Annotated in this window: 30 protein-coding genes, 1 other RNA gene and 1 other annotated feature; of the genes, 2 read left to right on the top strand and 29 right to left on the bottom strand. The window is 35.7% G+C overall.

The genetic code is table 11. The annotated features are described in order from the left end of the window. Window positions 1-2 precede the first annotated feature (2 nt). From mutL to ACYIAQ_RS07660, 8 genes are all read right to left on the bottom strand, one after another. Window positions 3-1,886: a DNA mismatch repair endonuclease MutL gene (gene mutL, locus ACYIAQ_RS07695; RefSeq protein ID WP_483563224.1), complete on the bottom strand. Its 1,884-nt coding sequence runs from the start codon at window positions 1,884-1,886 to the stop codon at window positions 3-5. A 2-nt stretch (window positions 1,887-1,888) separates the two neighbouring features. Continuing rightward, window positions 1,889-4,471: a DNA mismatch repair protein MutS gene (gene mutS / locus ACYIAQ_RS07690; RefSeq protein ID WP_483563229.1), complete on the bottom strand. Its 2,583-nt coding sequence runs from the start codon at window positions 4,469-4,471 to the stop codon at window positions 1,889-1,891. A gap of 155 nt (window positions 4,472-4,626) precedes the next feature. Continuing rightward, on the bottom strand, window positions 4,627-5,274 hold the full coding sequence (gene pcp, locus ACYIAQ_RS07685; RefSeq protein ID WP_122018625.1) for a pyroglutamyl-peptidase I: 648 nt from the start codon (window positions 5,272-5,274) through the stop codon (window positions 4,627-4,629). A gap of 21 nt (window positions 5,275-5,295) precedes the next feature. Continuing rightward, window positions 5,296-6,219: a DUF979 domain-containing protein gene (locus ACYIAQ_RS07680; RefSeq protein WP_122018627.1), complete on the bottom strand. Its 924-nt coding sequence runs from the start codon at window positions 6,217-6,219 to the stop codon at window positions 5,296-5,298. Then, on the bottom strand, window positions 6,220-6,882 hold the full coding sequence (locus ACYIAQ_RS07675) for a DUF969 domain-containing protein (protein ID WP_122018630.1): 663 nt from the start codon (window positions 6,880-6,882) through the stop codon (window positions 6,220-6,222). A 156-nt stretch (window positions 6,883-7,038) separates the two neighbouring features. Then, window positions 7,039-8,670 carry a chaperonin GroEL gene (groL, locus tag ACYIAQ_RS07670; RefSeq protein WP_122018632.1) on the bottom strand — a complete coding sequence of 544 codons (1,632 nt, stop codon included), beginning with the start codon at window positions 8,668-8,670 and terminating at the stop codon, window positions 7,039-7,041. A 16-nt stretch (window positions 8,671-8,686) separates the two neighbouring features. Next, window positions 8,687-8,971, bottom strand: coding sequence for a co-chaperone GroES (gene groES, locus ACYIAQ_RS07665; protein WP_122018634.1), 285 nt, complete (start codon window positions 8,969-8,971; stop codon window positions 8,687-8,689). A gap of 174 nt (window positions 8,972-9,145) precedes the next feature. Further along, window positions 9,146-9,790: a redox-sensing transcriptional repressor Rex gene (locus ACYIAQ_RS07660; RefSeq protein ID WP_483563223.1), complete on the bottom strand. Its 645-nt coding sequence runs from the start codon at window positions 9,788-9,790 to the stop codon at window positions 9,146-9,148. 282 nt (window positions 9,791-10,072) lie between these two features. On the opposite strand from ACYIAQ_RS07660, the gene ACYIAQ_RS07655 reads away from it, so the two are divergent. Next, entirely contained in the window at window positions 10,073-11,983 is a 1,911-nt protein-coding gene (locus ACYIAQ_RS07655) for an ABC-F family ATP-binding cassette domain-containing protein (RefSeq protein WP_483563222.1), read from the top strand. A 69-nt stretch (window positions 11,984-12,052) separates the two neighbouring features. Next, the gene (locus ACYIAQ_RS07650; RefSeq protein WP_483563221.1) at window positions 12,053-12,457 is read left to right on the top strand and encodes a GNAT family N-acetyltransferase; all 405 of its coding nucleotides are present in this window, start codon (window positions 12,053-12,055) and stop codon (window positions 12,455-12,457) included. 47 nt (window positions 12,458-12,504) lie between these two features. Here ACYIAQ_RS07650 and tsaD read toward each other — a convergent pair whose 3' ends face one another. From tsaD to pstB, 21 genes are all read right to left on the bottom strand, one after another. Continuing rightward, window positions 12,505-13,542: a tRNA (adenosine(37)-N6)-threonylcarbamoyltransferase complex transferase subunit TsaD gene (gene tsaD / locus ACYIAQ_RS07645; protein ID WP_483563220.1), complete on the bottom strand. Its 1,038-nt coding sequence runs from the start codon at window positions 13,540-13,542 to the stop codon at window positions 12,505-12,507. Continuing rightward, window positions 13,535-14,023 carry a ribosomal protein S18-alanine N-acetyltransferase gene (gene rimI / locus ACYIAQ_RS07640; protein ID WP_483563219.1) on the bottom strand — a complete coding sequence of 163 codons (489 nt, stop codon included), beginning with the start codon at window positions 14,021-14,023 and terminating at the stop codon, window positions 13,535-13,537. The genes tsaD and rimI overlap by 8 nt, the downstream gene beginning before the upstream one ends. A 67-nt stretch (window positions 14,024-14,090) precedes the next feature. Continuing rightward, the gene (tsaB, locus tag ACYIAQ_RS07635) at window positions 14,091-14,831 is read right to left on the bottom strand and encodes a tRNA (adenosine(37)-N6)-threonylcarbamoyltransferase complex dimerization subunit type 1 TsaB (protein WP_483563218.1); all 741 of its coding nucleotides are present in this window, start codon (window positions 14,829-14,831) and stop codon (window positions 14,091-14,093) included. 29 nt (window positions 14,832-14,860) lie between these two features. Then, complete coding sequence (locus ACYIAQ_RS07630; RefSeq protein WP_483563217.1) at window positions 14,861-15,379, bottom strand: folate family ECF transporter S component; 519 nt, start codon at window positions 15,377-15,379, stop codon at window positions 14,861-14,863. A gap of 54 nt (window positions 15,380-15,433) precedes the next feature. After that, window positions 15,434-16,171, bottom strand: coding sequence for an acyl-[acyl-carrier-protein] thioesterase (locus ACYIAQ_RS07625; protein WP_483563216.1), 738 nt, complete (start codon window positions 16,169-16,171; stop codon window positions 15,434-15,436). A 9-nt stretch (window positions 16,172-16,180) separates the two neighbouring features. Continuing rightward, window positions 16,181-17,035, bottom strand: coding sequence for a 16S rRNA (cytidine(1402)-2'-O)-methyltransferase (gene rsmI / locus ACYIAQ_RS07620; RefSeq protein WP_483563215.1), 855 nt, complete (start codon window positions 17,033-17,035; stop codon window positions 16,181-16,183). Between the two features lie 12 nt (window positions 17,036-17,047). After that, a complete protein-coding gene (gene yabA / locus ACYIAQ_RS07615) occupies window positions 17,048-17,383 on the bottom strand; it encodes a DNA replication initiation control protein YabA (RefSeq protein WP_122018755.1) in 336 nt (111 codons plus the stop codon). A 20-nt stretch (window positions 17,384-17,403) separates the two neighbouring features. Then, window positions 17,404-18,255: a DNA polymerase III subunit delta gene (locus ACYIAQ_RS07610; protein ID WP_483563214.1), complete on the bottom strand. Its 852-nt coding sequence runs from the start codon at window positions 18,253-18,255 to the stop codon at window positions 17,404-17,406. Continuing rightward, on the bottom strand, window positions 18,255-18,578 hold the full coding sequence (locus tag ACYIAQ_RS07605; RefSeq protein ID WP_122018657.1) for a cyclic-di-AMP receptor: 324 nt from the start codon (window positions 18,576-18,578) through the stop codon (window positions 18,255-18,257). Before ACYIAQ_RS07605 ends, ACYIAQ_RS07610 begins: the two co-directional genes overlap by 1 nt. A 5-nt stretch (window positions 18,579-18,583) precedes the next feature. Continuing rightward, entirely contained in the window at window positions 18,584-19,231 is a 648-nt protein-coding gene (gene tmk, locus ACYIAQ_RS07600; protein WP_483563213.1) for a dTMP kinase, read from the bottom strand. Between the two features lie 102 nt (window positions 19,232-19,333). Next, entirely contained in the window at window positions 19,334-19,564 is a 231-nt protein-coding gene (locus tag ACYIAQ_RS07595; RefSeq protein ID WP_369916857.1) for a YaaL family protein, read from the bottom strand. Then, window positions 19,561-20,163, bottom strand: coding sequence for a recombination mediator RecR (gene recR, locus ACYIAQ_RS07590; RefSeq protein ID WP_122018664.1), 603 nt, complete (start codon window positions 20,161-20,163; stop codon window positions 19,561-19,563). The genes ACYIAQ_RS07595 and recR overlap by 4 nt, the downstream gene beginning before the upstream one ends. Further along, entirely contained in the window at window positions 20,164-20,493 is a 330-nt protein-coding gene (locus ACYIAQ_RS07585; protein ID WP_483563212.1) for a YbaB/EbfC family nucleoid-associated protein, read from the bottom strand. Window positions 20,494-20,504: 11 nt separating this feature from the next. Further along, on the bottom strand, window positions 20,505-22,289 hold the full coding sequence (gene dnaX, locus ACYIAQ_RS07580) for a DNA polymerase III subunit gamma/tau (protein WP_483563211.1): 1,785 nt from the start codon (window positions 22,287-22,289) through the stop codon (window positions 20,505-20,507). Window positions 22,290-22,344: 55 nt separating this feature from the next. Next, window positions 22,345-22,438, bottom strand: an RNA gene (ffs, locus tag ACYIAQ_RS07575) — signal recognition particle sRNA small type. Window positions 22,439-22,466: 28 nt separating this feature from the next. Then, complete coding sequence (gene tadA / locus ACYIAQ_RS07570; RefSeq protein ID WP_233551602.1) at window positions 22,467-22,982, bottom strand: tRNA adenosine(34) deaminase TadA; 516 nt, start codon at window positions 22,980-22,982, stop codon at window positions 22,467-22,469. Next, window positions 22,982-23,602, bottom strand: a complete 621-nt coding sequence (locus tag ACYIAQ_RS07565; protein WP_483563210.1) for a class I SAM-dependent methyltransferase — start codon at window positions 23,600-23,602, stop codon at window positions 22,982-22,984. Before ACYIAQ_RS07565 ends, tadA begins: the two co-directional genes overlap by 1 nt. A 158-nt stretch (window positions 23,603-23,760) precedes the next feature. Beyond that, complete coding sequence (gene rplL / locus ACYIAQ_RS07560) at window positions 23,761-24,123, bottom strand: 50S ribosomal protein L7/L12 (protein WP_122018672.1); 363 nt, start codon at window positions 24,121-24,123, stop codon at window positions 23,761-23,763. A 46-nt stretch (window positions 24,124-24,169) separates the two neighbouring features. Next, a complete protein-coding gene (gene rplJ / locus ACYIAQ_RS07555; protein WP_122018674.1) occupies window positions 24,170-24,679 on the bottom strand; it encodes a 50S ribosomal protein L10 in 510 nt (169 codons plus the stop codon). Window positions 24,680-24,713: 34 nt separating this feature from the next. Continuing rightward, window positions 24,714-24,838, bottom strand: a sequence feature (ribosomal protein L10 leader region). Window positions 24,839-24,867: 29 nt separating this feature from the next. Beyond that, complete coding sequence (phoU, locus tag ACYIAQ_RS07550) at window positions 24,868-25,536, bottom strand: phosphate signaling complex protein PhoU (protein ID WP_122018676.1); 669 nt, start codon at window positions 25,534-25,536, stop codon at window positions 24,868-24,870. 16 nt (window positions 25,537-25,552) lie between these two features. Then, window positions 25,553-26,308 (bottom strand): phosphate ABC transporter ATP-binding protein PstB, encoded by a 756-nt coding sequence (gene pstB / locus ACYIAQ_RS07545; protein ID WP_122018678.1) that lies wholly within the window; start codon window positions 26,306-26,308, stop codon window positions 25,553-25,555. Between the last annotated feature and the right edge of the window lie 12 nt (window positions 26,309-26,320).

Genomic DNA, 26,320 nt, shown 5'->3' with positions numbered 1-26,320 from the left:
AATTATTCATCCTTTTTAAACATTTTGCGTAATTCATTTTTTCGTAAACGAATAAGAACAACATTACCTTTAGCATCGTGGTACGGATTCTCTATTTTCCGTAATTTAGTCAAAATATCCTTACATTCTAGATTACTTAACTGCTCTTTGCCTACAACAACTTGTTGAGCTTGATTTGCTGCAATTCGGTCGATTAATTTAGTTGAATTATTTTGATCAACATTTAAGTAGTAATCAAGAATTGTGCGTATTTCTTTTTCCGAATCATCCTGTAACCAGGTCGGAGTTGTACGCAAAATAAAAGTATCTTGACCAAAATCTTCTAAAAAAATTCCTATTTTTTTTATTTCTGTTAGTTTAGAACTTATTTGAATAAATTCCAAATTACCAAAATTTAGAATTAATGGTGTCAGCAAAGTTTGTTGAGCAATCTTTTGTTTTACAAGTGCACTCTTAATTTTCTCAAAGCATAACAATCGCCTTGCTGCCACCTGGTCAATCAAATATAAATCTCCCTCGTTACTGGCAATAAGATAGGTGCCAGCTTTTCCTACGAATTCTAAGTTAGGTAGACTATTAGTCAGAACGTCATCTCCAGTTGAGGTAAGTTTTTCAGTAATCACTCGCTTAGAAAAGGGTCGTAACCGTTTTTGAATAGCCACATTTTGGGACCAGCTTTTAGAAATTACATAATAATCATCTTCACGTGGAATACTTAGATCAACATAGTGCATCACTTGTGGAGATTTAATTGTTAGTGGCTGACTTTCTTGCACCTCATCCTCAATTTGGGACCTACGCTTAGTTTCAACTACATCTTTATTTAAATCAAACTTTAATTGATCAATTAAAGTTTCAGTTTTAACAGAAGATAAATTACCAAGCCCATCTGCTTGAGCATCTTTTTGCAAAAGCACTTTACTAATAGTACTTGTAATTAGTCGACTTAATTGTGTCTCTTTTGATAACCGCACTTCTCGCTTTGTTGGATGAACATTCACATCTACTAGAAATGGATCAACCACTATTTTAATTACTGCAATTGGATAGTGCCTATCTGTCAAGTTAGCACCATAGCCACTCATTACCGCCTTAGCTAATTGATAATTATTAATATACCGACCATTAAGTAAAATCGAAATGAAATTACGCGTCGAACGGGTTAATTCTGGTTTAGAAATAAGTCCAGAAATTGTAAAATCTTGGTCACTCCCCTTGATTAACAACATCTTTTCAGCAATTTCTCGACCATAAACACTTGCAACAGTTTGTTTAAGAACCTTGTTACCCGCAGTTTTAAGTAAAATACGTTTTTCGTTTTTTAATGTTAGAGCTATTTGAGGATAACCTAGAGCAATTCGATTAATAATATCAACAATTTTCATGATTTCAGTTCTAGGACTACGTAAGTATTTTAACCGAGCCGGTGTGTTATAAAATAAATCGCTAACAGTAATTCGGGTACCTAAAGGTGCTGCAGCATCTTCTTGAGTTTTTTTAATACCCGCATCAAATATAGCCCGTTTGCCCACCATATTTTCGGTTTTTGTTAATACTTCAATATGGCTAACTGCTGCAATCGAAGCTAAGGCTTCTCCACGAAAACCAAGTGTATCAACATTAAACAGATCATGTTCATTTTCAATTTTACTTGTTGCATGCCTTGTAAATGCCAAATCAAGTTGGTTACCAGCAATTCCTGTTCCATTATCTTGAACTACAATCTTCTTTAGTCCAGCATCTAAAAATTCTATTTGAATACGATCACTACCAGCATCAATCGAATTTTCAACTAATTCCTTAACAACACTTGCTGGTCTCTCAATAACTTCACCAGCGGCAATTTGATTAGCTAAATTCTCAGATAACTCATGAATTTCTGCCATAATTAGTCTTCATCCTTCAAGTCTTCCTGCCAATTTTTAACAAGTTGCATTACTTCTAGCGGTGTTTTATCATTCAAATAAAGATTAGCAATTTCATGTAAAATTTCTTGTTTTTTATTAGGCAATTGTTTTTCACTGCTAGATATATCCGAATCACAATTTAAAGATGGATCAGTTGGGGTGATTTTAAATAATTCCAACTGCTTTGCACTAGAATCCAAGCCACTACCCTGTTTTTCTAAATGTTGTAACAATTCTTGTGCTTTATGCAAAACTTTATGTGGTAATCCTGCAAGTTGAGCAACGTGAATTCCATAACTTTGATCAGCAGGTCCGGGTAAAATTTGATGAAGAAAAATCAATTTACCATTTTCTTGAGTTGCACCAACATGGATATTTTTTAAGTGTGGCAATGTTTGTGCCATAGCAGTTAACTCATGAAAATGTGTCGCAAATAAAACTTTTGCTCCTACTTCATCATGTAAGTACTGTACAATTGCACCCGCTAAGGCCATTCCATCATAGGTTGCTGTTCCTCGTCCAATTTCATCAAATAAAACAAGACTACGTTTAGTTGCATGCTGAAGTGCATCGTTGGCTTCAGTCATTTCAACCATAAACGTACTTTGTCCTGAAATCAAATCATCTGCAGCACCAATGCGAGTGAAAATTTGATCAAATATTGGCAATTCTGCTTTTTCAGCTGGAACAAAAGAACCTATTTGTGCCATCACCGCAATTAATGCCATCTGTCTCATATAAGTGCTTTTACCAGACATATTAGGACCAGTAATCAAAAAGATATCGGTTCCTTTATCTAATTTAACATCATTAGGAATGTAAGCATCCGTTCTCATTACCTTTTCAACAACTGGATGACGTCCTAATTTAATTTCAACATCTTGAGAATTACTATGAAAGTGTGGCCGACAATAATTATTTTCTTCAGCAATCTGAGCAAAAGAACAAAAAACATCTAAAGCAGCAATTTGGCTTGCTAATGACTGTAATGCCGAAATATATTTCTTAACTTCCTCACGTAATTTGACAAACAAGTCGTATTCCAAATCGGTAGACTTAGTCTGTGCCTCAAGAATCAAATTTTCATGCTCTTTTAGTTCAGGTGTGATGTAGCGTTCAGCATTCGCCAACGTTTGTTTACGTGTATAGCGATCAAGCGGTACCTTATTTTTATTAGAGTTAGTGATTTGTATATAATATCCAAAAACCTTATTATACCCCACCTTAAGATTTTCAATTCCAGTTTTCTTACGCTCACTTTTTTCCATTTCAGTTAGCCACTTTTTACCGTTATTCATTGCATCACGATAGCGATCCAGCTGTTGATCAACACCTGATTTAATCAAACCACCTTCTGTTGTTAGTACTGGTGGCTGATCGACTAAAGTCGCGGTAATTAATTTCGCTACTCCCTTTAATGGATCAATTTTTTGGGCAAATTGTTGTAAAAATTTGCTATTAGACTTAGCCAAAGTAGTAAGAATAGTTGGTACTGCTTCAAGTGAATGGGCTAATTGCAGAAGTTCTCGCGCATTTACATTACCAAAGGCAATACGTCCACTCAAGCGTTCTAAGTCATATACTCCCTTTAACGCGTCAATCACGTTTTCTCGAATAAAATATTCATCTAATAGCGACTGCACCATTTCTTGACGCTTATTAAGCTGTTCAACTGAAAGAAGTGGTCTTGCTAACCACTGTTTGAGTAACCGTCCACCCATTGCTGTATGGGTTTTATCAAGTACCCAGAATAATGAACCCATTTTTTTACCAGTTTTAGCAGAAACAGTTAATTCAAGATTATCGCGTACAGTGTGTGACATTTGCAAATATTGGCTCACTTCATAGCTTTGAGCTACCTGCAAATGCGATAAACTACGGCGTTGGGTTTGCAATAAGTATTTCACTAATTGCTCAACTGCTGCTTTTTCAGCAGGATCTGTTAGTTTCTGCTCCGCAAATGAGACTTCGGCATGTTGTTCTTTTACTTGTGCTGGCTCAGAGACAGTAATATTTGCCTTGTGCAAAAAGTCACTAGTTTGACTATTTAAATGGCCAGCATATACCATTTCCTTAGTCCTTAAAGTTAATAACTCATTTGAAACTGCAGCAAAACTTTTTAAGTGTGTAGCAAAAATTTCACCTGTAGATAAATCACTGTAGGCCAACCCAAAAGAATTTTGGGTACTGACAAGAGACGTTAAATAATTAGCATCCTTAGCATCACTTGGTTTGTCGTTCATCAATGTTCCTGGAGTCACCAACTGAATGATTCCCCGTTTTACCATTCCCTTAGCTTGTTTGGGATCTTCTAGCTGCTCACAAAGGGCTACCTTGTAACCTTTTTCCACAAGCGTATCAACATACGAATTCACTGCCACATGTGGCACACCAGCCATAGGAATTGGATGAGCTGACTTATTGGAACGATGAGTCAGAGTTAATTCTAAGATTTGAGCCCCCTTAACAGCATCATCTTCAAACAATTCATAAAAATCACCGACGCGATAAAATAGAAAAGCATCGGGATATTGCTTCTTGATTTCATAATATTGCTCCATCATCGGAGTGGTATTTGCGTTAGCCATCTATACCTCTTCTTCTGTTTCATTACTGTTACCTATTATACGCTAATCGAGAATACAAAAGAAAAAAGACCGTAAGTAAACGATCTTTTTATAATTTTAAGCTTAGCCTCCATGTACAATGCTTAGCTTAATCAGGCAATATGTCCTTCAATTGTCCTAATATCCTCTTTACCATCCATTTGAACAATTGCCTTAATTGCTGCTGTGATTCCGCGAACATCATCTTTTAAACTTAAACTTGGGGTTTCTGGTAAAGCCACAACCTGCTCTGGTAAATAGGGAATATGCATAAAGCCAGCTTTAAGCTGTGGAAATTCCTTATCAATCATGTACTGAACTTGATACATAATATGATTGCAAACAAAAGTACCAGCTGTTGTAGAAACATAACTTGGAATACCAACACTCCGAATTTCACGTACCATAGCTTTAACAGGTAATTGGGTAAAGTAGGCATTTTTACCGTTTGCCTGAATTGGCATAGCAATTGGTTGATAGCCTTTATTATCAGCAATTCGACCGTCATCAAAATTAATAGCAACCCGCTCAGGAGTTAAGCCGTATCGTCCTCCTGCCTGACCAATATTCAAAACATAATCTGGATCTTCTTCAACAATTGCGTCATGCACGACTTTAGCACATTCATTAAAGATTGTCGGTATCTCAAGTTTTACAATTTTCGCATCAGCAATTTTATCATCCAAACGTTTAACAGCTTCAATAGCAGGATTGATTTTATCAGTACCAAATGGATCAAAACCTGTAACTAAAATTTTCATTGTTCTCTCCTCAATTAATCACTAAAATGCTAGAAAATACATCAAAATAATTTGAATGATTAACATACTAATTGCAATTGGCAATTGCTGCTTAATTACTCCTAATTGATCTTTCATTTCCATTAAAGCAACTGGTAAAGTGTTAAAATTAGCCGCCATTGGAGTTACCAAAGTTCCACAATAGCCAGAAGTCATCCCTAAAGCCGCAACCACTACTGGCGAACCACCTTGAGCAACAACAAAAGGAATTCCAATTCCAGCCGTAATCACAGCGAATGCAGCAAATGCATTACCCATTATTGCTGTAAATATAGCCATTGCCACGCAGTAAAGACAAACTCCTAACAAATGATTACCAATTGGGAATAAACCTGAGATCGCTTTAGCAGTAGTTTCGCCCACTCCTGAAGCGGTAAAGACAACTCCAAGTGTTGCTAATAATTGTGGCAAAATCCCAGCAGAGCCTACTGAACGAACCATTCGCTGAGAATCCTCATAAGCAGTTTTAACATCTGACTTAGTTAGTATCATTGCCACAATTAATGACACAATTGCAGCGATTCCAATGCCAACTTGACCTCCTAAGTTTGTATATTGTGCAATTGCTAAGGCTAAGATCGCAAGCAAAATGCTTGGCAGAAAAATCCAATTGCCGATTCGTTTTACAGTATCAGCCGCAACTTTTTCGTTAAGCTCTTTAATATGACCAACACGAACTTGCTTAAATAATGAAAGCAAAGCGATGAAGATAATTAATCCACCACTCACTTCACTTGGTAACCATTGACCAAGGCAAAAGAGAACAGCAAACAAAAACCAAAATAAGCCTGTGCCCCAGCGCACTTGATTTGTTTGATCACGCCACGATTCTATTGCTGCTGCCAAAAAGAACAGACCAATTAAAATATAGAAAGCCAATAAAAGATTGTTAATCAATGTTACCATTTATTTCTCCTTCTTTATTTTTTGATCAAACATGTGATTATAGAATAAGCACAAGAGATAACAAATTACAGCAACAGGAATTGTATATAATACAACTCCCGATGGCGTAATCGGATGCCCCAACGATTTCATTGTACTTGAAATCAAGAGAACACTTGAAGACGCCACAAATAAGTTTTGAGCAAAAAAGTTACCAAAATTTTCATTAGCTGCAGCTCTTGCCTTAATCTGATCAATCTCTAGTTCTGTTAATTCGTGATTTACTTTACCAGCAGCTTGTGCCATAGGATTAATCAAAGGTGCAATAAACTGAACATGTCCTTGCAATGTGATACCAAAGATGCATGCAATTTCTCTTATTGCCAAATAAATATCGAATATTCGACCTGGGGTTAAATTTTTCATTTTTTGAATTAAATTGACAGCTGCTTTCTTAAGACCATGTCTTTCCAATATACCAATTGTTGGCAATGTTAAGAAAAAGAGTGAGACCATACGGTTATCCATAAACCCTTTTCCTAAAATTCGCAAGAATGAAACAAAATCAATTCCGGAAACCAGGGCAGTTACTAGAGCAGCGATTACGACCACGCCCACTGTATCTAGTCCAATAGCAAATCCCAGTACAATTACTAGAACACCAATTAAATTTAAAAATTCCATCAAATTCCCTTTCATTAAAAAATAATATTAATTTAAAATACTAATATTATTATTTTTTGTCAAATTAGGTCTTATTCTGATTATCATTTAGCTACTTCAAAAAAAAGAACTGCTCACTTCAAATGAACAGTCTTTTTAAAGATAAGCATATTTAAATTACATCATACCAGGAGCACCAGCACCAGCTGCGGCATTTGGATCAACTGCTGGCTTATCTTCAGGAATCTCGGCTACTACAGCTTCAGTAGTCAACAGTAAAGCAGCAATTGAAGCTGCATTTTGTAAAGCAGTACGAGTTACCTTAGTTGGGTCAATAATTCCGGCCTCAACCATGTTTTCCCAGTTACCGTCAGCTGCATTATAGCCTACTTCCATCTCTTGACTTTCAAGTTTGTTCAAAATGACAGAACCATCTTCACCAGCATTTTCAGCAATTTGACGAACTGGAGCAGTCAAAGCACGAAGAACAATATTAATACCAGTTTGTTCGTCAGCATTATCACCTTTCAAATCTTTAACTGCACCCTTAACATCTACTAAAGCAGTACCACCACCGGCAACATAGCCTTCGTCAACAGCAGCACGTGTTGAGTTCAAGGCATCTTCAATTCGGTATCTGCGTTCCTTTAATTCGGTTTCAGTAGCAGCACCAACGTGAATGACAGCTACACCACCAGTTAATTTAGCAAGGCGTTCTTGTAATTTTTGTTTGTCAAAGTCAGAAGTTGTTTCAGCAATTTGCTTTCTAATTGAATCTTCACGATCCTTAATTGCCTCATCTGAACCAGAACCATCAACAATAGTAGTTGAATCTTTTGTAATTGTAATCCGACGGGCTTGACCTAATTGTTCAAGCTTAGTGTCCTTTAATTCAAGACCAAGGTCTTCTGTAATCACTGTACCGCCAGTTAAAGCTGCGATGTCTTGCAATTGTTCTTTACGACGATCACCGAAGCCAGGAGCCTTAACAGCAACAACATTGAAAGTACCACGAATCTTGTTCAAAACAAGCGTTGGTAAAGCTTCTCCGGAAACATCATCAGCAATAATCAATAATGACTTACCTTGTTGAACGATTTCTTGTAATAGCGGCAAAATGTCTTGAATGTTAGAAATCTTCTTATCGGTAATTAAAACGTAAGGATTATCTAAATCAGCTTCCATCTTATCGTTGTCAGTTACCATGTATTGTGACAAATATCCACGGTCGAATTGCATTCCTTCAACTACTGATAATTCGGTTTCAATTCCACGAGAATCTTCAATAGTAATAACACCATCATTACCAACTTTTTCCATAGCGTCAGCAATTAAATCACCTACTTCTTTTGAGGCAGATGAAACGGCAGCAACTTGAGCGATCTGTTCTTTAGAAGAAACAGTATGACTAATCTTATGTAATTCGTCAACAACTGCTTTAGTAGCTTTTTCAATTCCTCGACGAACTCCAACTGGATTTGCACCAGCAGTTACGTTCTTCATTCCTTCACGAATAATGGCTTGAGTCAAAACAACTGCAGTTGTAGTACCATCACCAGCAATATCATTGGTCTTTTGAGCAGCTTCTGCTACCAATTTTGCACCCATGTTTTCATAGTGATCTTTGAGTTCAATTGCCTTTGCAATTGTTACTCCATCATTAGTAATGTCAGGGTTACCATATGATTGCTCTAAAACAATGTTTCTTCCTTTTGGACCAATCGTTGCCTTAACTGTATCAGCTAATTTATCAACACCCTTTAATAAGGAACGTCTTGCATTTTCTGAAAATTTAATATCTTTTGCCATTTTATCCACCCCTTAATTACTTAACAATTGCTAAAATATCTTTTTCATGAAGGACTAAGTATTTTTCACCTTCATACTTAACGTCAGTTCCAGAATACTTGTCGTATAAAACAATGTTACCTTTAGTTACAGTCATTGGAATCTTGTTACCATTTTCGGCATAACTACCTTCGCCTACGGCAACAACTTCGCCTTCAGTTGGTTTTTGTTTAGCGTTAGAAGCAAGGACGATTCCGCCTACAGTTTTTTCTTCTTCTTCTTTAACTTTTACGATCACGCGATCACCTATTGGTTGTAACACGTTTGTCCCTCCTAAATTTTAATTAAAATCATTATTAGCCGTTAGCACTCTTATCAACCAAGTGCTAACTTACAAATATGATAATAACTCCTTTACAAATAAATTGCAAGAAAAAATTAGCACTTTACGTAAAAAAGTGCTAATTTCTTATAGATTAGAGTAACTCTCTAACTTTTAATTTGCTTGCCTATTCTTATCGCTATCAAGGAAATAAATTAAAGTTTGTAACTCTGTTGCTAAATCAACATTTTGGATTCTAATTCCACTTGGAGCAGACAAACGAATTGGAGTAAAATTCATAATTCCCTTAATACCTGCTTCAACCATTTCATCAGCTGTTTTTTGTGCAGTTGTGGAAGGAACCGTTAAAATAGCGATCGTTATTTGTTGGTCACTTAATTGCTTCTGTAATTCATCCATTCGATACACTGGTACTCCACTTAATATCTTACCTGTGATTTTTTCATCAATATCAAAAGCGCACGAAATTCGGATATTATTACTACGTTTAAAATTGTAGTTAAGTAAAGCATGACCAAGATTACCCACTCCAACCAAGGCTACATTGGTTAACGTATCTTGATTCAAAATTTTCTTAAAAAAAGATAGTAAGCTTTTCACATCATAACCATAACCACGTTTACCTAGAGCACCAAAATACGAAAAATCGCGTCTAATTGATGCACTATCAACTTGAACCGCTTCGGATAACTCAGTTGATGAAACTTTTTCTTTCCCCGCTTCATTTAAAATTATTAAATATCGATAGTAAAGCGGCAGTCTTTTAGCTGTCGCTGTGGGAATTTTGATCTTTTCCATAAAAAAGCCTCCAACTTTATTATTTCTTGCACCTAATTTGTGAATTAATTATCAATCAATATTATTTTACCTATAAAGTTGCTTAAGTTGCAAATATTTTTTTCACAATGTACCAAATTTTAACACAACAAAGACAACTTTACTATGCGAATATAAGTAATTAACACAATTTTCTGTTATTTTTGTTTTATTACTTATAAAAAAGTTGTAAATTTTTAAAGTCATTTTTGCAGTCCACTGTATCTGCTTTTCATATGCTAAAATAGACTTCAGGTGAAAAATATGATAATAGCACAAGGACACAATTTAGAAAAACAATTTGGTGCCAATACTTTATTTAGCAATGTTAATTTTTCAATTGACGCAAATGCGCGAATTGGTTTAGTAGGCCCAAATGGTGTGGGAAAAACCACCCTTCTTAAAATAATGATGGGCAAAGAAGAACCAACTCATGGCGAATTTATCATTAATAAGGAGATTGAAGTTGGCTACATTGCACAAGAAAATAGTTTAAACGAAGATAAAACCATCTGGGATGAAATGCTTAGCGTTTTTACTCCATTAATTAATATGGAAACTCAAATTCAAAAATTACAGCAAAAAATTGCTGAACATCCGCAAGATAAAAAATTGCTAAAAAATTATGATCAGCTGCAATTTGATTTTGAACAACAAGGTGGCTATACCTTTCAAGCAGAGATCAAAACTGTTTTAAATGGGTTCAATTTCCCACAAGCAACATGGACCAAAATTATCGGCAGTCTTTCTGGGGGTGAAAAAACCCGTTTAGCTTTAGTTAAATTACTCTTACATAAGCCACCACTATTACTACTCGATGAGCCAACTAACTATTTAGACCTAAACACGCTAGATTGGCTAGAAGCATTTCTTAAAGGATACAATGGTGCAATTTTAGTGGTTTCACATGACCAGTACTTTCTGGATCATTTGACCAATCAAATCTTTGAATTACAATTTGGAAAATTAACAACCTTCAAAGGTAATTACTCTGATTACGTAAAGCAGCGTCAATTAAGGGATCGTCAGCAAGAAGAAGCATACGAAAAACAACAAGAAAAAATCAAAAAAGACGAAGAATTTATCCAAAAAAATATCGTCAGGGCTACAACTACTAAAAGAGCCCAGAGCAGGCGTAAGCAACTCGAAAAAATTGATCGCATTACTCCACCAAAACATAAAAATAAAGTCAAAATTAATTTCAAAAGTGATCATCCCTCTGGTAAAGAGGTTTTGATTTTACGCGATTTAACAATTGGTTATCCTGATAAAATTATGGTAAATAATATTAATCTGCAAGTTAACAAAGGGGATCGAGTTGCTGTTATCGGACCTAACGGCATTGGTAAATCTACTTTACTTAAAACTATTATGAAAAAATTACAACCTAAAATGGGTTCTATTAAATATGGTGCATCGCTTGATATCGGTTATTATGATCAAGAATTACAATTACTTGATTCTAGTAAAACTGTGCTTGATACTATTTGGGATCGTCACAAAATGATGCCAGAACGGGATGTTAGATCAGTATTAGCTAGTTTTCTGTTTACAGCAAAAGATATTGATAAAACTGTGGGGCAACTCTCTGGTGGGCAAAAAGCAAGATTAACACTAACCGTTTTGTCTCTAGAACATAATAATTTTTTATTGATGGATGAGCCAACTAACCATTTAGATTTAGAAGCCAAAGAAGTACTTGAGCAGGCTTTACAAAAGTTCGATGGTACCCTACTATTTGTCTCTCACGACCGCTACTTTATTAATCAATTAGCCAATAAGATTGTTGAAGTTAATCCTCAACAAGTAACAGTCTATGAAGGAGATTACACTTATTATTTAGATAAAAAAAATAAGCAACTTACCACCACCAAAATTGTGCCTAAGCTAGACAATGAAAGCGCGCAAAAAACCTCTAAATTATCTTATCAGGAACAAAAAATGAAAGACTCACAAAAGCGCAAACTACAGCGACAAGTTGAAAAAATTGAAGTTAAAATTGATAATTTAGAAAAACAACAGAAAAAAATCCAGAGCGAAATGGCTGATCCGCTAATTGCAACTGATTTTAGTAAACTTGAGCCTTTACAAGAAGACTTATCAGCAATTCAAACTGAACTAACTAAAACGAATGAGAAATGGGAAAATATCATGATCGAGCTTGAAAATTTTTAATGTTAACAATATAATTTAATTTAATTTAATTTAATTTAATATTAACTTTAATGTTAGAAAGGAGCCTCAATGGAGTATCAAGTAACTAAAAATATAAGTTTGGTAGCATTAAAATCTTTATATGAAAGTGTCGGTTGGACTTCATACACCGTAGACATGCCCTCTTTAAAAATTGCTCTTGAAAATTCCCTAGATGTTATCGCAGCCTTTGATAATCAACAATTAGTTGGCTTAATTCGAGTTGTCGGTGATGGTATTTCTATTATTTATATTCAAGATTTATTAATTCAACCTAAATATCAGCATAAAGGAATCGGTTCTCATCTAGTAACACTAGTCTTAAAAAAATACAAAAATGTAAGACAAAAATTATTATTAACCCTTGATGAACCTAACACTCGTTCCTTTTATCAAAAATGTGGTTTTATGTCCTGCGATCAAGGATCATTAGTAGCCTTTTATCGTGAATATTAAAAAAGTTGACTTCTTTAATAAAGAGGTCAACTTTTTTAATTCAAAATCTAATCAGCATAAGGTAATTCAAGTGAAGGATCAGCATTCAGCGATAAGTCAGCAAACTTACCTTCATTATACAAATTATAAGCTGCAGCACCAATCATTGCAGCATTATCACCACATAATTTTAATTCTGGCAAAATAACTTTGGGTTTCAAACCTATAGATAAATTTTCAATTTCTTGTTCCATTCGCTCACGCAAGCCTTGGTTAGCGGCTACTCCGCCACCCATAATAAAGGTCTTGGGTTGATATTCTTTAATTGCTCTAATTGTTTTAGTAGCTAAAACATCCACCACAGCTGCTTGAAAACTAGCCGCCAAATCATACTTATTCAATTCTTGATGAATTTGATCAGCATGATGACAGGTATTGATAAACGCACTTTTCAGACCAGAAAAAGAAAAGTCATAGTTATCATCTTCCATCATAGCCCGTGGAAAGTTAAATGTATCTTGTCCTTCATGTGCCCATTTATCAATTGTCTTTCCAGCTGGATAATTCACTCCTAGAACACGCCCAATTTTATCATAAGCTTCACCAGCAGCATCATCGCGTGTATCTCCAACAATTTCAAAATGAGTTGGATCTTGAAGTAAAACAATTTCTGTATGACCACCAGAAACCTGCAAAGCAAGAGCAGGATAGTTAATTTCAGAAGTTAATTGTGCGGCCATTATATGTCCCATTATATGATCGACGCCAATCAAGGGAATCCCTGTTGCCATTGAAGCAGCCTTAGCGGCATTAACCCCTATTAATAGCGCACCAACAAGTCCAGGACCATAAGTAACGGCAATTGCATCAATATCTTGCCAAGTCACGTTTGCTTGAGTTAAGGCTTTAGCAGTTATCTGACTAATTACCTCAATGTGATGCCGACTAGCAACCTCAGGGACAACCCCACCAAACCGCTGGTGGCTTTTGATTTGCGTTGCTATAATCATACTTTCAACTTCTCGACCGTTTTTGACAACAGCGGTTGATGTCTCATCACATGAACTTTCATAAGCCAAAATACGGATATCATTTTTACTATCCAAAATTTTTCCCTTTCTTTTGCTTTATTGGCAGATCTAATATCATATTCAAACCATCCTGGTGTACGTCCTGATAATAACCTGGTCGAACGAAATTAGTAACAAAACCGAATCGGCAATACAATTCTTGAGCTATCTTATTATCTTTTCTAACTTCCAAACTTAATCGTACACAATGCCATTTTTGCGCTAAATTAATAATTAACCGTAATAAATATGTACCTAAACCCTGCTTTTGCCAAACAGGAGAAACTGCTAAATAGGTAATGTGACCATTTTCCCCATTTAAATGAATTCCAACTACCGCAATTAGATTTGTCACGTCATAGACAACTATATATAGCGCAGTTTTTTTCTGTAATTCACTTTGAAAATGCTCTTTACTCCAAGGTAAATAACCATAAACCTTAATTTCAAGTTCTAGTATTGCAAAAATATCGTCAAGCCTTGCCTGCCTAGCTTGTAATCGATGATTATTTAACATAAAAATACTATCATCAAAATAAAGTTTTGTTTTTGGCGGTATTAGCCGCGAAAAATTGATTAAAGAATCAAACTTCTTCCACATAACTATTATCCGAGCCAAAAGCTTTTCCGGTTTTCTTTTGCCAATCTACTTCGGCTTGCGTTCGCCGCAAGTAGCGTGGTAAAAGTTGATCAGGCGAAACTGGCTCTTCATCCATAGCCAATTTGCCAATTAACCCTGCATGAATTTGATTTTGAATACTTGTTCCATAACTAAAAGGTACAGTCAATTTGTTAATTAATTCTTCTTGCTTTTCAAACCCCGAACCGAGAAAAATTACCTTCGGTATTTTTTGAGCTTTTAAATATTGATTAACTTGATCCAAAAAAGTCGTAATGTAATAATGTCCATCTGCCAAAATGTTCACCAAATGACCATTTTGATTTAAATAAGCACCAGCAAAATAATTATCATTGCGTGCGTCAATACCTGTAACAATTAGTGTATCACTATCAGTACAACTTGCTGCCAAAGCTTTTAGAGTAGAAACTCCTACAACTTCTTTATGCAAAATGCTCGCAAACATTTTCATAGTAGTCACACCGATGCGTAAACCAGTATATGATCCTGGACCAATAGCAACTGCAAAACGATCAATATCTTTCAGTTTAAGATGATTACTTACTAAAATCTCATTAATCAAGGGATCAAGATGCTCACTATGATTGCGCTCATCTTGCTCATCTTTTTCGGCAACAACCATTTGATTTTCATTAAGAGCCACACTAAGCTGACTAGTTGCTGTTGACACACTTAAAATTTTCATCTTTAATTATTTTTACCTTTACTTAACAATTACTTTTTTATTTTAACACGCGAAATTGCCCGCAATACAAAATACGTGACAACCATTTGAATCCAAGGTGAAATAGCTTCAAGCGGAATTCGCTGAATAAGTGCAACCTTAAAATCAATACCATATAAAAAATGAAGCCAAAGGGTATTCATCGCAATATTTACAATAATAGTAACTAATAAAGTTGCCACAATAATTCGCCAAATACTTACTCGAGTTTTATAAAAAAACAGTCCGTAGATAAAAGGACCTATCATTGCACTTAATGTGAAGCCAATAAAAAAGCCACCTTGATTGCCAAATAATGCTGAAGAAATAATATCTGCAATTCCACCACCAGCAGCTCCCCATATTGGACCAAACAAGTATCCTAATAAAACACTGCCAATGAATCCCAAACCAATATGTGCTATATTTGTACCTATTGTAAAGCGCCCAAGGATTACTTTGATTGCCACAATAAATCCTAATAAAATTAAGTCACGCAATTCAACTTTGAATATTTCCTTCGTCGTCATTTGCAGCACTTTCTTTCTTTAATTAAACTCGGCCTATAACCGTGCCTAATTATATTATAATTTGCGCCAAATTAGTTCACAAACGGCTTTATCTTTGCGCTCCTCATCAGCAATTGCATGATATGACTTGAGATTATTCTCATCATTAACCAAACTTGCCAACACTTGTGGGTTTTGTCCGTAGCGTACTTCTTGGTTGAATTTAATATCGATTGTTTGAATCATATTCTGTTTTAAAAAATCCCGATCAAGCGAATCAATAAACCAATTAAAATAATGACTATTAGTCATATGATGATTTGTATCTAAATCATCATAGCGAACACGGTAATTACGATGCTCCTGATACTTTTGTTGCACACGAATTCTTGGAAACCGCGGCATTTTTTTCAAAAGAGGAACACCAATTTTATCCATTAGGTCACTATCAGTAGATACCAATCTACGTTTATGTAAATCAAATAAAACCCATTCACTTTTCATCTTAACGATTTCTTTTCCAGAAGCATTATTTATCGCAAAATCTCGATATTCTAAGAAACGGTTATAGCCAACCGGATTAGTAATAATCGTTATCTGTTCATTAGGGTGAGGCAAATCAATAATTTCGGCATGATATTGTGTCACCACCCAACCAAGACCTCGCTCATTTAATGCAATTGTATCGGCAGCATCACCATTTAATTGATGTTCTGACGTACTCATCATTAAGTCGATCATTGCCTGCAATTTCAAATTTTCATTTTCGTCACATTCATAAAAATTAACTTGATGTTTTTCACTATACTTCATTTTGCTACCTTATTTCTGATGATATCGTTCATATAATTCATTTTTAGAAATTTCGTTCTCTTGGGCAACTTCCTTAATCGCCGATTTTTTACTCATTCCTTGAGATACTAAGTCATTAACCTGCGCAATTAATTGCGGCCATGACAGTTGCACTGAAACCTCATCATTAGGAGAAACTAAAACGACAAATTCTCCTCTCGGACTATTCTCGGTAAAATATTCTGTCAATTCAGCCAATGTACCACGAACAAATTCTTCGTGTATTTTGGTTAATTCCCTTGCTGCAACAATTTTTCGGTCTGAAGAAATTTCGACTGCCATATTAACAAGTGTTTTACATAAGCGGTGAGGAGCTTCATAAAATATTGATGTCGCATGAGCGGCCGCCATCTGCTTAAAGTAGGGCAACTGTTCACTAATTTTACGTGGCAAAAAGCCATAATAGGTAAACGGCTGTGCATCAAAACCAGAAGCAATCAAAGCAGTTGTAAAGGCCGAAGCGCCAGGAAGGGGAACAACTGGAATATTATTTTCAACGCATTTTTGAACTAAAACATAACCAGGATCTGAAATAACGGGCATCCCTGCATCACTAATTTCAGCAATTACTGCCCCTTCCTGCATCAGTTTAATCAATTCTGGAGCCCGAGCCTTTGAATTATATTTGTGAAAAGACAACATATGATTATGAATACCGATTTTTTCAAGTAAAATCCCACTTGTCCTCGTATCTTCAGCCGCAATGTAATCAGCCATTTGTAAAATTTTTTTGGCCCGAATTGTGATATCTTCCAAATTACCAATTGGCGTTGGAACCAAATAAAGCTTGCCCCGTTCTTGATCATAACTTTTTTGTTGCTGCATTTTATCAGTCCTTTAGTGTGTTTTCTTTTTCTCGCCAAAATTATCGAGAATGTCTAAACAAAACATGCAATCCGAGCTAGGATCTCGATGGGAACCATAATACATGTTACATATATGATAACCAGATGTATATATCTGCCTTAAAGATTCCAACCCGCTTTGAGTTTTAATTGAACCCGTATTAGCATTATTTAATTTATCCATTTTTTCTCGAAGAAGTTGATTTTCTACTTTTAATTCTGTATTTTCTTTAAGAGTATCCAAGATACTGTTTTCAAGGCTTTCAATTGTTTTAGTCATATTAACCATTGAATCATGCAGTTCTTGTAATTTTGAGTATGAATCCACCATCTAAACACCTACCTTTTTCATTGCAGAGCAAGATAATCCAGTAAGTTCCGAAAACCAACATTACTGTAGCGCATTTTATCAACCTCAAGTAAATACTTTAAAAATCTTGCTCCCATCTGCTGTTTATTATTAATTAAATCATTCTGAGCCATTTCCTTTAATAAAAATAGCAAATAATTTTGTTGCACATTAGTTTTAGCCATATCGGCTAACTGATGCGCGCTTATCATTGCTAAAGAATTATGTTCCAACAGTTCTTGATAAAAATATTTACAAGCTTGATCTAATGCTTGGGTATTACCTAATTCAGAAATTTCTTCATGACTAAAACCATTTTCCAGTAAACGTTCGTTTAAACCTAAATCATGTTCATCACTTGAAAAATTAACAATTTGTGTTCTTGAACGAATAGTTGGCAAAATTTGTGCCGAGTTATTAGTAATTAAAATTGTAACGACCGGAGCAATTGGTTCTTCTAATAAGTTAAGCAATGCATTAGACGCAGATAACGTAAGCTTTTCTGCTTCATTAATAAAAAAGAAGCGGGTGTCACTTTGAACCGGACTCTTTGCTAACTCATCCTTTAAATATCTAATTTGGTCAATTCCAAGGCTTTGCTTATTTTCTGGAGTAACCAACAGAACATCTGGGTGATTACCTGAAATAATTTGTCGACAATTACGACAAGTTCCGTCTGGTTTATTTTTCCCAGTACAATTATAAAGACATGCCAACCAATATGAAGTATTTAGTGCCTGTTGTTCATTTATATCAAAAAACAAATAACTATGAGCTAATTTCTTTTGTTCAGTTGCTTTTTTTAAAAATATAGCCCGCTGTTCATCCTTATTTGTAATATCAACTTCCATCAGAATTTCTTAAACTCTTCTACCGGTATGACAAAGCATGTAGCCCCTCCTACCGTAATTTGAACAGGCTGCCGACTAACATCAAACCCGGTCATCATCATATTAGGGTTCATATACTCTTCGCGTGCCTTCGACTCTTCTTTAACGATACGTAAAACCTGCTTAACGTGCTGATCATCAATTCCAATCATAAAAGTTGTATTGCCCTCGCTTAAAAAGCTACCCGTTGTTGATAACTTAGTGGCAGGAACATTTGCTTTAACAAAAGCACGTTGTAATCTAGTGGCATCTTCTTTTTGTACAATTGCGATTATTAATTTCATTTGAATCAGTCCTTTAGCAATTTTTTTGGTAATGCGTTTACGATTATTTTTAGACAGATAGCAACAACTTCGTTGATTGACTGTTGTGCATCAACTACCTTAATACGATCGGGATTCTCCCGAACAACTTGTTGATAACCATGGTAAACTTTTTGGTGAAAAGCTAGTTTTTCTTGTTCTAAGCGATCTTCTTCACCAGCACGTTCTTTAGCAATTCGTGCTAATCCCACTTGAGGTGGAATATCCAAAAACAGCGTTAAATTCGGCTCTGTTCCATTCGTTGCAAAGTCATTAATTTGCTTGACTGCGCTTATTCCTAAGTCACGTCCAATTCCTTGGTAAGCTAAAGAACTATCAACGAAACGATCAGAAAAAATAACCTTACCAGCTTTTAACGCTGGAAAAATTGTCTCAGCCATATGTTGACTTCGTGCAGCTGCATAAAGCAGTGCCTCTGTCTGAGCACTCATCCTTTCATTAGCTGGATCCAAAATGAATCGTCTAATTTTTTCGGCAATTTCTGAACCACCTGGTTCACGCGTTACTAGATATTGTGTTTGCAAGCGAGGAGCAATTTGGGCTACAACTTGTTCCAAAACCGTACTCTTACCGGACCCATCAGGTCCCTCAAAACTAATAAAAAAACTTTTCATAAAACTCTCCATGTCTCTATTTTACAAGAGTTTGTTCTATATGAACACCCTAAAGAACTTTTAATTTTAGGAAAAATAAAAAGTCCTCATATAAGAGAACTTTTACTCCGATATTGCATTAGTGAAACCACTAAATCTTGTGTGTCGATGTCGGGCTTCATTATATAAAAATGCGTACTTAGCTAGCAAAATTTTATTAGCAACAATATTATTTTCCGACATATCTAAGGTAGTGGGGTCTAGATTTTTTTGAATCACAATCTCTTCTTGCAATTTTTCGATAGATGCAACTAGTCTATCATCCCCCATTTTTTTTACTTTATTTTGTTTCATTCGATTGATGTTCTCCCTTGTACTGCCCGTTTCAGCGTAATTGAATTTGCATATTCAATATCACTACCAACTGCTAATCCAGCAGCCAAACGTGTCACCTTAATTCCTGCTGGTCTAATTAGCTTACTAATATACATCGCGGTTGATTCACCTTCAGGGGTTGAGTTTAATGCCAAAATAACTTCGTTAATGCTATCCTGCTTTTGTAAACGAACTATAAGTGATTTAATATTAACTTCTTCGGGTCCGATTCCATCCATTGGCGACAAGACGCCATGCAAAACATGATACAGACCATTATATTCGCCCATATCTTCAAAAGCCATGACATCTTTAGGTTGTTCAACAACCATGATTGTTGACTGATCACGTTCAGGATTACTACAAATTGCGCAAGGATCTTTTTCAGTTATATTACCGCAAATCGAGCAACGATGTAACTTTTCCTTAACTTCATTTAAAGCTACACTAAAACTATGGATATCATTATCAGGCATATCTAGAGTATAAAATGCTAGCCTTGTTGCCGTTTTTTCTCCAATACCTGGTAATTTCAAATATGCATCAATTAAATGTGCAATCGGCGCTGGATATTGCAATTAAATCATACCCTTCGTATATTTTCCTATGCTTGCTTGCGTTGCATGATCAATTTCTGTTAACCCTTTGTTAACCGCATCAATAATAAGATCTTGCAACATGTCCGGATCATCAGGATCAATAGCATCTTTATTAATAGAAATTTTCTTCAATTTGCGATCACCACTAAAAGTAGCAACAACTAAATCATCAGCAGATTTACCTAAAAATTCTTGAGCAGTGATATTTTGTTGTTCCTGAGCCATTTGTTCTTGTAACTTCTTCGCCTGCTTCATCATTTGTTGCATATTCATGCCACCCATTGCACCAAAGTTAGGTCTTTTACTCATAATTATCTCCTTTAATCTTTTACCTTAACTGCATCGCCAAATATTTCTTTGGCTTTTTCCACAATTTCTTTTTCAGCTTTTACTTCTTCTTGTTGATTCTCATTATTTACCTGCTTCTTGCGCTTTAGCAGTTCAGTTCCATGTGCTTGTAAAAAGTCCTTCCGAACCGTAAACCAATCTTCATCCGGAACAAGAACAATTTGATATTCATGTTTAGCAAATTTAGCAATCTGTTCGGTCAGAATAGTCAGCAAATCATCATCAGAACTTGCTTTTTCAAACCAGAGGGTATACTTGCATTTCATCACAACTTGACTTGAACTTGCTGCAACTGGCTCCAAAACATCTAGCAGCGCTCGTTGCGAAACTTGCAGAACGGATTGCAAATCGGGCCAAATATCTTTAATTGCTTGCAAGTCATGTTTAGTTGCATTTTCTAAGACTTGATAGACCTGTTCACGATTTTTCTGGTTATGCTGCTTATTTTTAATCAGCTTTTTCGACGGTTTTTGTTCTTTAACAGGCGCACTTACCTTTTTTGAAATACGATTATCACCATCATCAATATGAAAAATCTGACTACTATTAGTGTGATGTTGACTAATTCTTGCTACTTGTTCTGTTAATGATACAACCTGTTTTTTTAAGGCCGAAACTTCAGATTGTAAATTATTATTCTTGTTACTTACCATTTCTGTTCTAGGTGGAGAAACTATGGTCGCAGAAATATTGGTACTTTCAACCAGAAAAACTTCAAGCGGAATCTGCTGCTGATTAGTATAACGCAAATTGTTCAATGCTGTATTAGCAGAGGATATTAATTTAAAATAATTTTCTAATGGAATATCTTTAATTTTTTTCGTAAAGTCTGCTGTTAAAAAATTTCCTTGACTATTTCCATTAGTTTTAACAACCATCAAAGCATTCGTAGCAAGATCAATTAATTCATTCAAAATATTTTTAGAACTTGCTCCTTTTTGCAGTTCAGATTGTGCCAGTTCCAATGCCTTGTCAACATTCTTTTGTAAGATTGATAAAAAGAGTTTTTCAACATCCTCCTTAGCCGCGAATCCAGTAATTTCAAGGGCAGCCTCATATTCAACCGTTTCTTTTTCATAACTAAGTAGTTGATCTAAAATGCTTAAAGCATCCCTCATTCCACCGTCAGCAACTTGAGCAATAACAGTCAAAGCCCGGTCATCATATTTAATTTTTTCTTGATCAAGAATGTACTTCATTCTCTTTTCAAGGTCTTTTTGTGAAATTCGCTTAAAATTGTAGCGCTGTGTTCTGGAAATAATCGTTGCAGGAACTTTTTGCAATTCTGTTGTTGCCAAAATAAAAACGACATGTTCTGGTGGCTCTTCCAATGTCTTTAATAGCGCATTAAATGCACCCATTGACAACATATGAACCTCATCAATAATATACACCTTATATTTTCCTTGCGTAGGTGCATACTTAACCTTATCTCTAATCTCACGAATCTCATCAACGCCATTATTAGAAGCGGCATCAATTTCTATAATATCAGCCATTGCTCCTTTATCGGCTGCAAGACAGTTAACACAACTGTTACATGGCTCACCGTCCTTAAGATTAGTACAATTTAATGCCTTGGCAAAAATTTTGGCGCACGAAGTCTTTCCAGTACCGCGTGGACCAGCAAACAAAAATGCATGTGAAATTGTGCCGCGCTTTATTGCATGCTTTAAAGTATTCGTAATATCTTCTTGACCAACGACACTATCAAAAGTGCGGGGTCGCCATTTGCGGTATAATGCCTGATAAGCCATTGATATTCTTTCCTAGTAAAAAACTCTTAACTCTTTGAAAGAGTTAAGAGTTTGTAAATGTCTAATAAAAGGCACATGTTCAAGCAACCTTAGTGCTGCTACCTTCCGGTCCTGACACGCTTCAGAGGTCGAACATTGCCCACAAAGTATGATACCGTATTTTTGTTAACTTTTCCACTATTTTGCTAAAATTTTGCTTTTTTCATTATCTTTAGCATGCTTTTGCCTAATTCTAATTTCTTTAAAAAAATCTTTCATCATCTGACTTGCTTCTTTTCGATACAATCCACGGATTACATTAGGATGGTGATTAAATTTAGCAATATCAAATAAGTTAACTACACTACCTGCGGCCCCAGCCTTGGGATCCAATGCACCGTAAAAAACATTTTTTAGACGTGAATTAATAATCGCGCCTGCACACATCGGACAAGGCTCAAGCGTTACAAATAAGCTACAATCAATTAGACGCCATGTATTTATTACAGTACAAGCATTTCTAATAGCAATCATTTCGGCATGCTGCGTTGCATCTTGCTCTACTTCACGCCGATTATAACCCTTTCCAATAACTTGACCGTCTGGACTAATTACGATTGCTCCAATCGGTACTTCACCCAATTCCTGTGCTTTTTTTGCTTGCACAAACGCCAACTGCATGTATTTTTCCTTATCAGCTTTCGTAAATTCCATTAGTGATTCACCGCCTGTAACACATAGTAACCTTTATCGCGTTTTAAAATCGTGCAATTGCCAAATGTAGTTTGAAGCAAGTGACGAGCACTTGGTTCACCTTGTTTTTTTTGGATTACCACTAAAATAATACCATTTTCAACCAAATGCTCTTTAGCTCCCGTTAAAATATCAGATACAACATTCTTACCAGCGCGAATTGGTGGATTAGTCAGTATAAGACCAAACTTCTTTGTTGGTTCAACTTGATTATAAACATCAGAAGAATAAATCTTCACATTACTAATTCCATTTAAAGCAGCATTTTTTTGTGCCAATTTCAATCCACGCTCATTAACATCGACCATTTCAACAATTTGTTCTGGCCATAACTTTGCTGCAAATAATCCCAATGGTCCATAACCAGTTCCAACATCTAAAATGTTAGCGATAGGAAATACTATTTCTACCATTTCCTTAATTAAAACGCCAGACCCATAGTCTACTCGTTTTTTTGAAAAAACTCCTGCATCCGTGGTAAATTTCAAGTCAATTCCGTCTACATGATAATCAATCAAGCGTTCATCATGGTCAGCCATTGGATTTGCCGCATAATACATTTGATTTTTTGGATCAGTCATAATTTACTCGATTCTAAAATAGTCTATATCTAAATAATTTTAGCGGACACAGCAATATTTGCAAACTTTATTTGCTTAAATATTAATTGTCAACAAAAAACGCGCACTTGCAAATTGCAAACACGCGTTTTTTATTAACTTGTCCAGTTGGATTGTAACTATTTTAAAGTTACAGAAGCGCCAACTTCTTCAAGTTTAGCCTTAATGTCGTTAGCTTCATCCTCTGAAACGCCTTCCTTAACGTTCTTAGGAGCGCCATCAACAAGATCCTTTGAGTCCTTAAGGCCAAGTCCAGTAATGTCACGGACAACCTTAATAACCTTAACCTTTTCTTGGCCAGCGGCAGTCAATTCTACATCGTAGCTTGACTTAGCTTCAGCTTCACCACCAGCAGCAGCTGCAGCAACTGGAGCAGCTGCTGAAACGCCAAATTCATCTTCAATAGCCTTTACAAGGTCATTTAATTCAAGAATTGAAGCATTTTTCAAGTCTTCAATAATCTTTTCAGTATCTAAAGCCATACTTATGTATCCTCCGAAATTTAGTATTAGTTAAAAATCAATTTAATTATTCTGCAGATTCATCCTTTGAATCAGCAACAGCCTTAACGGCGTAAGCAACGTTACGAACAGGTGCTTGTAATACAGAAACAAGCATTGACAATAAACCTTCACGACCAGGGATAGCAGCAAGTTCCTTGATTTCTTCTTTAGAAGTCAATTTACCTTCAAGCACACCACCCTTAATGTCGATAACGTCAAAATCCTTTTCGTACTTAGAAACAATACGAGCTGGTTCAGTAATGTCATCTGCATTATCAGTATAAATAACAGCAGTTGGGCCAACAAAAGTATCATCAAGACCTTCAATGCCAGCCTTAGCAGCCGCACGTCTTAAGTAAGTGTTTTTAATGACTTTCATCTTAACATCGTTATCACGAAGTTCTTGACGCATGTTAGTAACTTCTTCAACAGTTAAGCCAAGATAATTAATTACCAAGATCGCCTTTGCAGCCTTAAGTTCTTCAGCAAACGCTTCAACAAACTTTTCTTTTTCAGCAATAGCAGCTTTACTCAATCAAATTCACCTCCATCAAATTTATTAATAAATTCCATAAGGCCAAAAAGCTCCATGCCAAGCAAGACATGGAGCTTTATCATCTTCATTATCTTCTGGCCTCGGCGGGAAATTAAGGTATTGAACCACCCGAGTCTTAGGTAGAATTTACTTTGTTAAGTATAGCAGGAACGACTATCTAATGCAAGTTATTTCGAATTTACCTCAAGCAATTCGTATAATTCACCAGACACTTTATAAATTACCCAGTTTGCTATGTTCACAATATGGTCACTAATTCTTTCAAGTAATCTGATAATAACAAAGTAACTAGCAGATGCAACCGCTACGTTCTGGTCTTGTTCAACACCATCAATAATCATTTTTCTAGCTTTTTTATAATCATCATAAATTTCTTCATGACCCTCAACCATTTCACGTGCAGTCTTTTCATCTTCTTGAACATATGCAGTTAAAACTTGAATTAACATAGTTCGTACTTGATGAGTCATGCCTGAAATGACTTTTTCTACTTCTTCAATTCGTGGGTTTCCCTTTACCCGAACAGTTTCAACAGCAATACTATTGGCGTTTTCACCAATTCTTTCCAAATCAGTGGTCGCCTTCAAAATGCTAATTACTACTCTAAAATCCGTTGCAACGGGCTGTTGTAGCGCAATTAAATCTAGGGCCTTTTTTTCGATTTTAACTGCTTCCTTGGCAACTTCTTTATCTTCTTCAATCATTTCTTGTGCCATTTTTTTATCATGGGCAACAAATGATCTTGTTCCCTTGTCAATTAAATCATTGACAAGGACGCCCATTTCCATAAATCTGGCGTTTAATTTTTTTAATTCATCTAAAAATATTTCATGCATAATTGTTTACTCCAGTTTAACCAAATCGACCGTTAAGATAATTACTAGTAATTTCTTTGTGCGGTGCTAAAAACATCTCCTGTGTCGAACCAGATTCTATTAGTTCACCATTCATTAAAAAAGCAACTTGATCTGAAATTCGACTTGCCTGCTGCAAGTTATGCGTCACCATAATAAAAGTGTACTTTTGTTTTAATCCCATTAATGTTTCTTCAATTTCAGCACTAGATATAGGATCAAGTGCTGAAGTGGGCTCATCCAATAAAACCACTTCTGGTCTAACAGCCAGTGCGCGTGCAATACAAATGCGTTGTTGCTGTCCGCCAGAAAATGCTAGAGCATTTCTTTGTAAACTATCCTTAGTTTCCGTCCAGATTGCAGCTTGCTTTAAGCTCTCTTCAACTCGCTCTTCAATTAACTGCTTATCTTTCACTCCCGCTACACGCAGCCCATATGCTACATTATCAAAAACGGAAAAAGGAAATGGTGTTGGCTGCTGAAAAACCATTCCAACTTTTTTTCGTAATGCAACTAGGTCAAGATGCGAGTGATAAATATCCTTACCTTCTAACAAGATTTTGCCGCTAATCTTAATATCATCGATATCATCATTCATCCGGTTCAAACAACGTAAAAATGTTGATTTGCCACAGCCCGATGGTCCAATCAATGCGGTCAACTTCTGAGCAGGAAAAGCCAGGGTAATACCATGCAAAGCCTCAAAATTGCCATAATTCAGTTTAACGTTTTGCGCTTCCATCACATTAGTCATACTTGCACCCCT

The sequence above is a fragment of the Lactobacillus sp. X-49 genome, assembly GCF_057063645.1.
Note: the sequence above shows the minus strand (reverse complement) of the source record. Positions and strands in the feature narration are given on the sequence as shown.

What these genes read in the sequence shown, in the direction of transcription:
- mutL (WP_483563224.1), bottom strand. Translation starts at nt 1,886, where the DNA reads ATGGCAGAAATTCATGAGTTATCTGAGAATTTAGCTAATCAAATTGCC.
- mutS (WP_483563229.1), bottom strand. Translation starts at nt 4,471, where the DNA reads ATGATGGAGCAATATTATGAAATCAAGAAGCAATATCCCGATGCTTTT.
- pcp (WP_122018625.1), bottom strand. Translation starts at nt 5,274, where the DNA reads ATGAAAATTTTAGTTACAGGTTTTGATCCATTTGGTACTGATAAAATC.
- ACYIAQ_RS07680 (WP_122018627.1), bottom strand. Translation starts at nt 6,219, where the DNA reads ATGGTAACATTGATTAACAATCTTTTATTGGCTTTCTATATTTTAATT.
- ACYIAQ_RS07675 (WP_122018630.1), bottom strand. Translation starts at nt 6,882, where the DNA reads ATGGAATTTTTAAATTTAATTGGTGTTCTAGTAATTGTACTGGGATTT.
- groL (WP_122018632.1), bottom strand. Translation starts at nt 8,670, where the DNA reads ATGGCAAAAGATATTAAATTTTCAGAAAATGCAAGACGTTCCTTATTA.
- ACYIAQ_RS07660 (WP_483563223.1), bottom strand. Translation starts at nt 9,790, where the DNA reads ATGGAAAAGATCAAAATTCCCACAGCGACAGCTAAAAGACTGCCGCTT.
- ACYIAQ_RS07655 (WP_483563222.1), top strand. Translation starts at nt 10,073, where the DNA reads ATGATAATAGCACAAGGACACAATTTAGAAAAACAATTTGGTGCCAAT.
- ACYIAQ_RS07650 (WP_483563221.1), top strand. Translation starts at nt 12,053, where the DNA reads ATGGAGTATCAAGTAACTAAAAATATAAGTTTGGTAGCATTAAAATCT.
- rimI (WP_483563219.1), bottom strand. Translation starts at nt 14,023, where the DNA reads ATGTTAAATAATCATCGATTACAAGCTAGGCAGGCAAGGCTTGACGAT.
- tsaB (WP_483563218.1), bottom strand. Translation starts at nt 14,831, where the DNA reads ATGAAAATTTTAAGTGTGTCAACAGCAACTAGTCAGCTTAGTGTGGCT.
- ACYIAQ_RS07630 (WP_483563217.1), bottom strand. Translation starts at nt 15,379, where the DNA reads ATGACGACGAAGGAAATATTCAAAGTTGAATTGCGTGACTTAATTTTA.
- ACYIAQ_RS07625 (WP_483563216.1), bottom strand. Translation starts at nt 16,171, where the DNA reads ATGAAGTATAGTGAAAAACATCAAGTTAATTTTTATGAATGTGACGAA.
- rsmI (WP_483563215.1), bottom strand. Translation starts at nt 17,035, where the DNA reads ATGCAGCAACAAAAAAGTTATGATCAAGAACGGGGCAAGCTTTATTTG.
- ACYIAQ_RS07610 (WP_483563214.1), bottom strand. Translation starts at nt 18,255, where the DNA reads ATGGAAGTTGATATTACAAATAAGGATGAACAGCGGGCTATATTTTTA.
- ACYIAQ_RS07605 (WP_122018657.1), bottom strand. Translation starts at nt 18,578, where the DNA reads ATGAAATTAATAATCGCAATTGTACAAAAAGAAGATGCCACTAGATTA.
- tmk (WP_483563213.1), bottom strand. Translation starts at nt 19,231, where the DNA reads ATGAAAAGTTTTTTTATTAGTTTTGAGGGACCTGATGGGTCCGGTAAG.
- ACYIAQ_RS07595 (WP_369916857.1), bottom strand. Translation starts at nt 19,564, where the DNA reads ATGAAACAAAATAAAGTAAAAAAAATGGGGGATGATAGACTAGTTGCA.
- ACYIAQ_RS07585 (WP_483563212.1), bottom strand. Translation starts at nt 20,493, where the DNA reads ATGAGTAAAAGACCTAACTTTGGTGCAATGGGTGGCATGAATATGCAA.
- dnaX (WP_483563211.1), bottom strand. Translation starts at nt 22,289, where the DNA reads ATGGCTTATCAGGCATTATACCGCAAATGGCGACCCCGCACTTTTGAT.
- tadA (WP_233551602.1), bottom strand. Translation starts at nt 22,982, where the DNA reads ATGGAATTTACGAAAGCTGATAAGGAAAAATACATGCAGTTGGCGTTT.
- ACYIAQ_RS07565 (WP_483563210.1), bottom strand. Translation starts at nt 23,602, where the DNA reads ATGACTGATCCAAAAAATCAAATGTATTATGCGGCAAATCCAATGGCT.
- rplL (WP_122018672.1), bottom strand. Translation starts at nt 24,123, where the DNA reads ATGGCTTTAGATACTGAAAAGATTATTGAAGACTTGAAAAATGCTTCA.
- phoU (WP_122018676.1), bottom strand. Translation starts at nt 25,536, where the DNA reads ATGCATGAAATATTTTTAGATGAATTAAAAAAATTAAACGCCAGATTT.
- pstB (WP_122018678.1), bottom strand. Translation starts at nt 26,308, where the DNA reads ATGACTAATGTGATGGAAGCGCAAAACGTTAAACTGAATTATGGCAAT.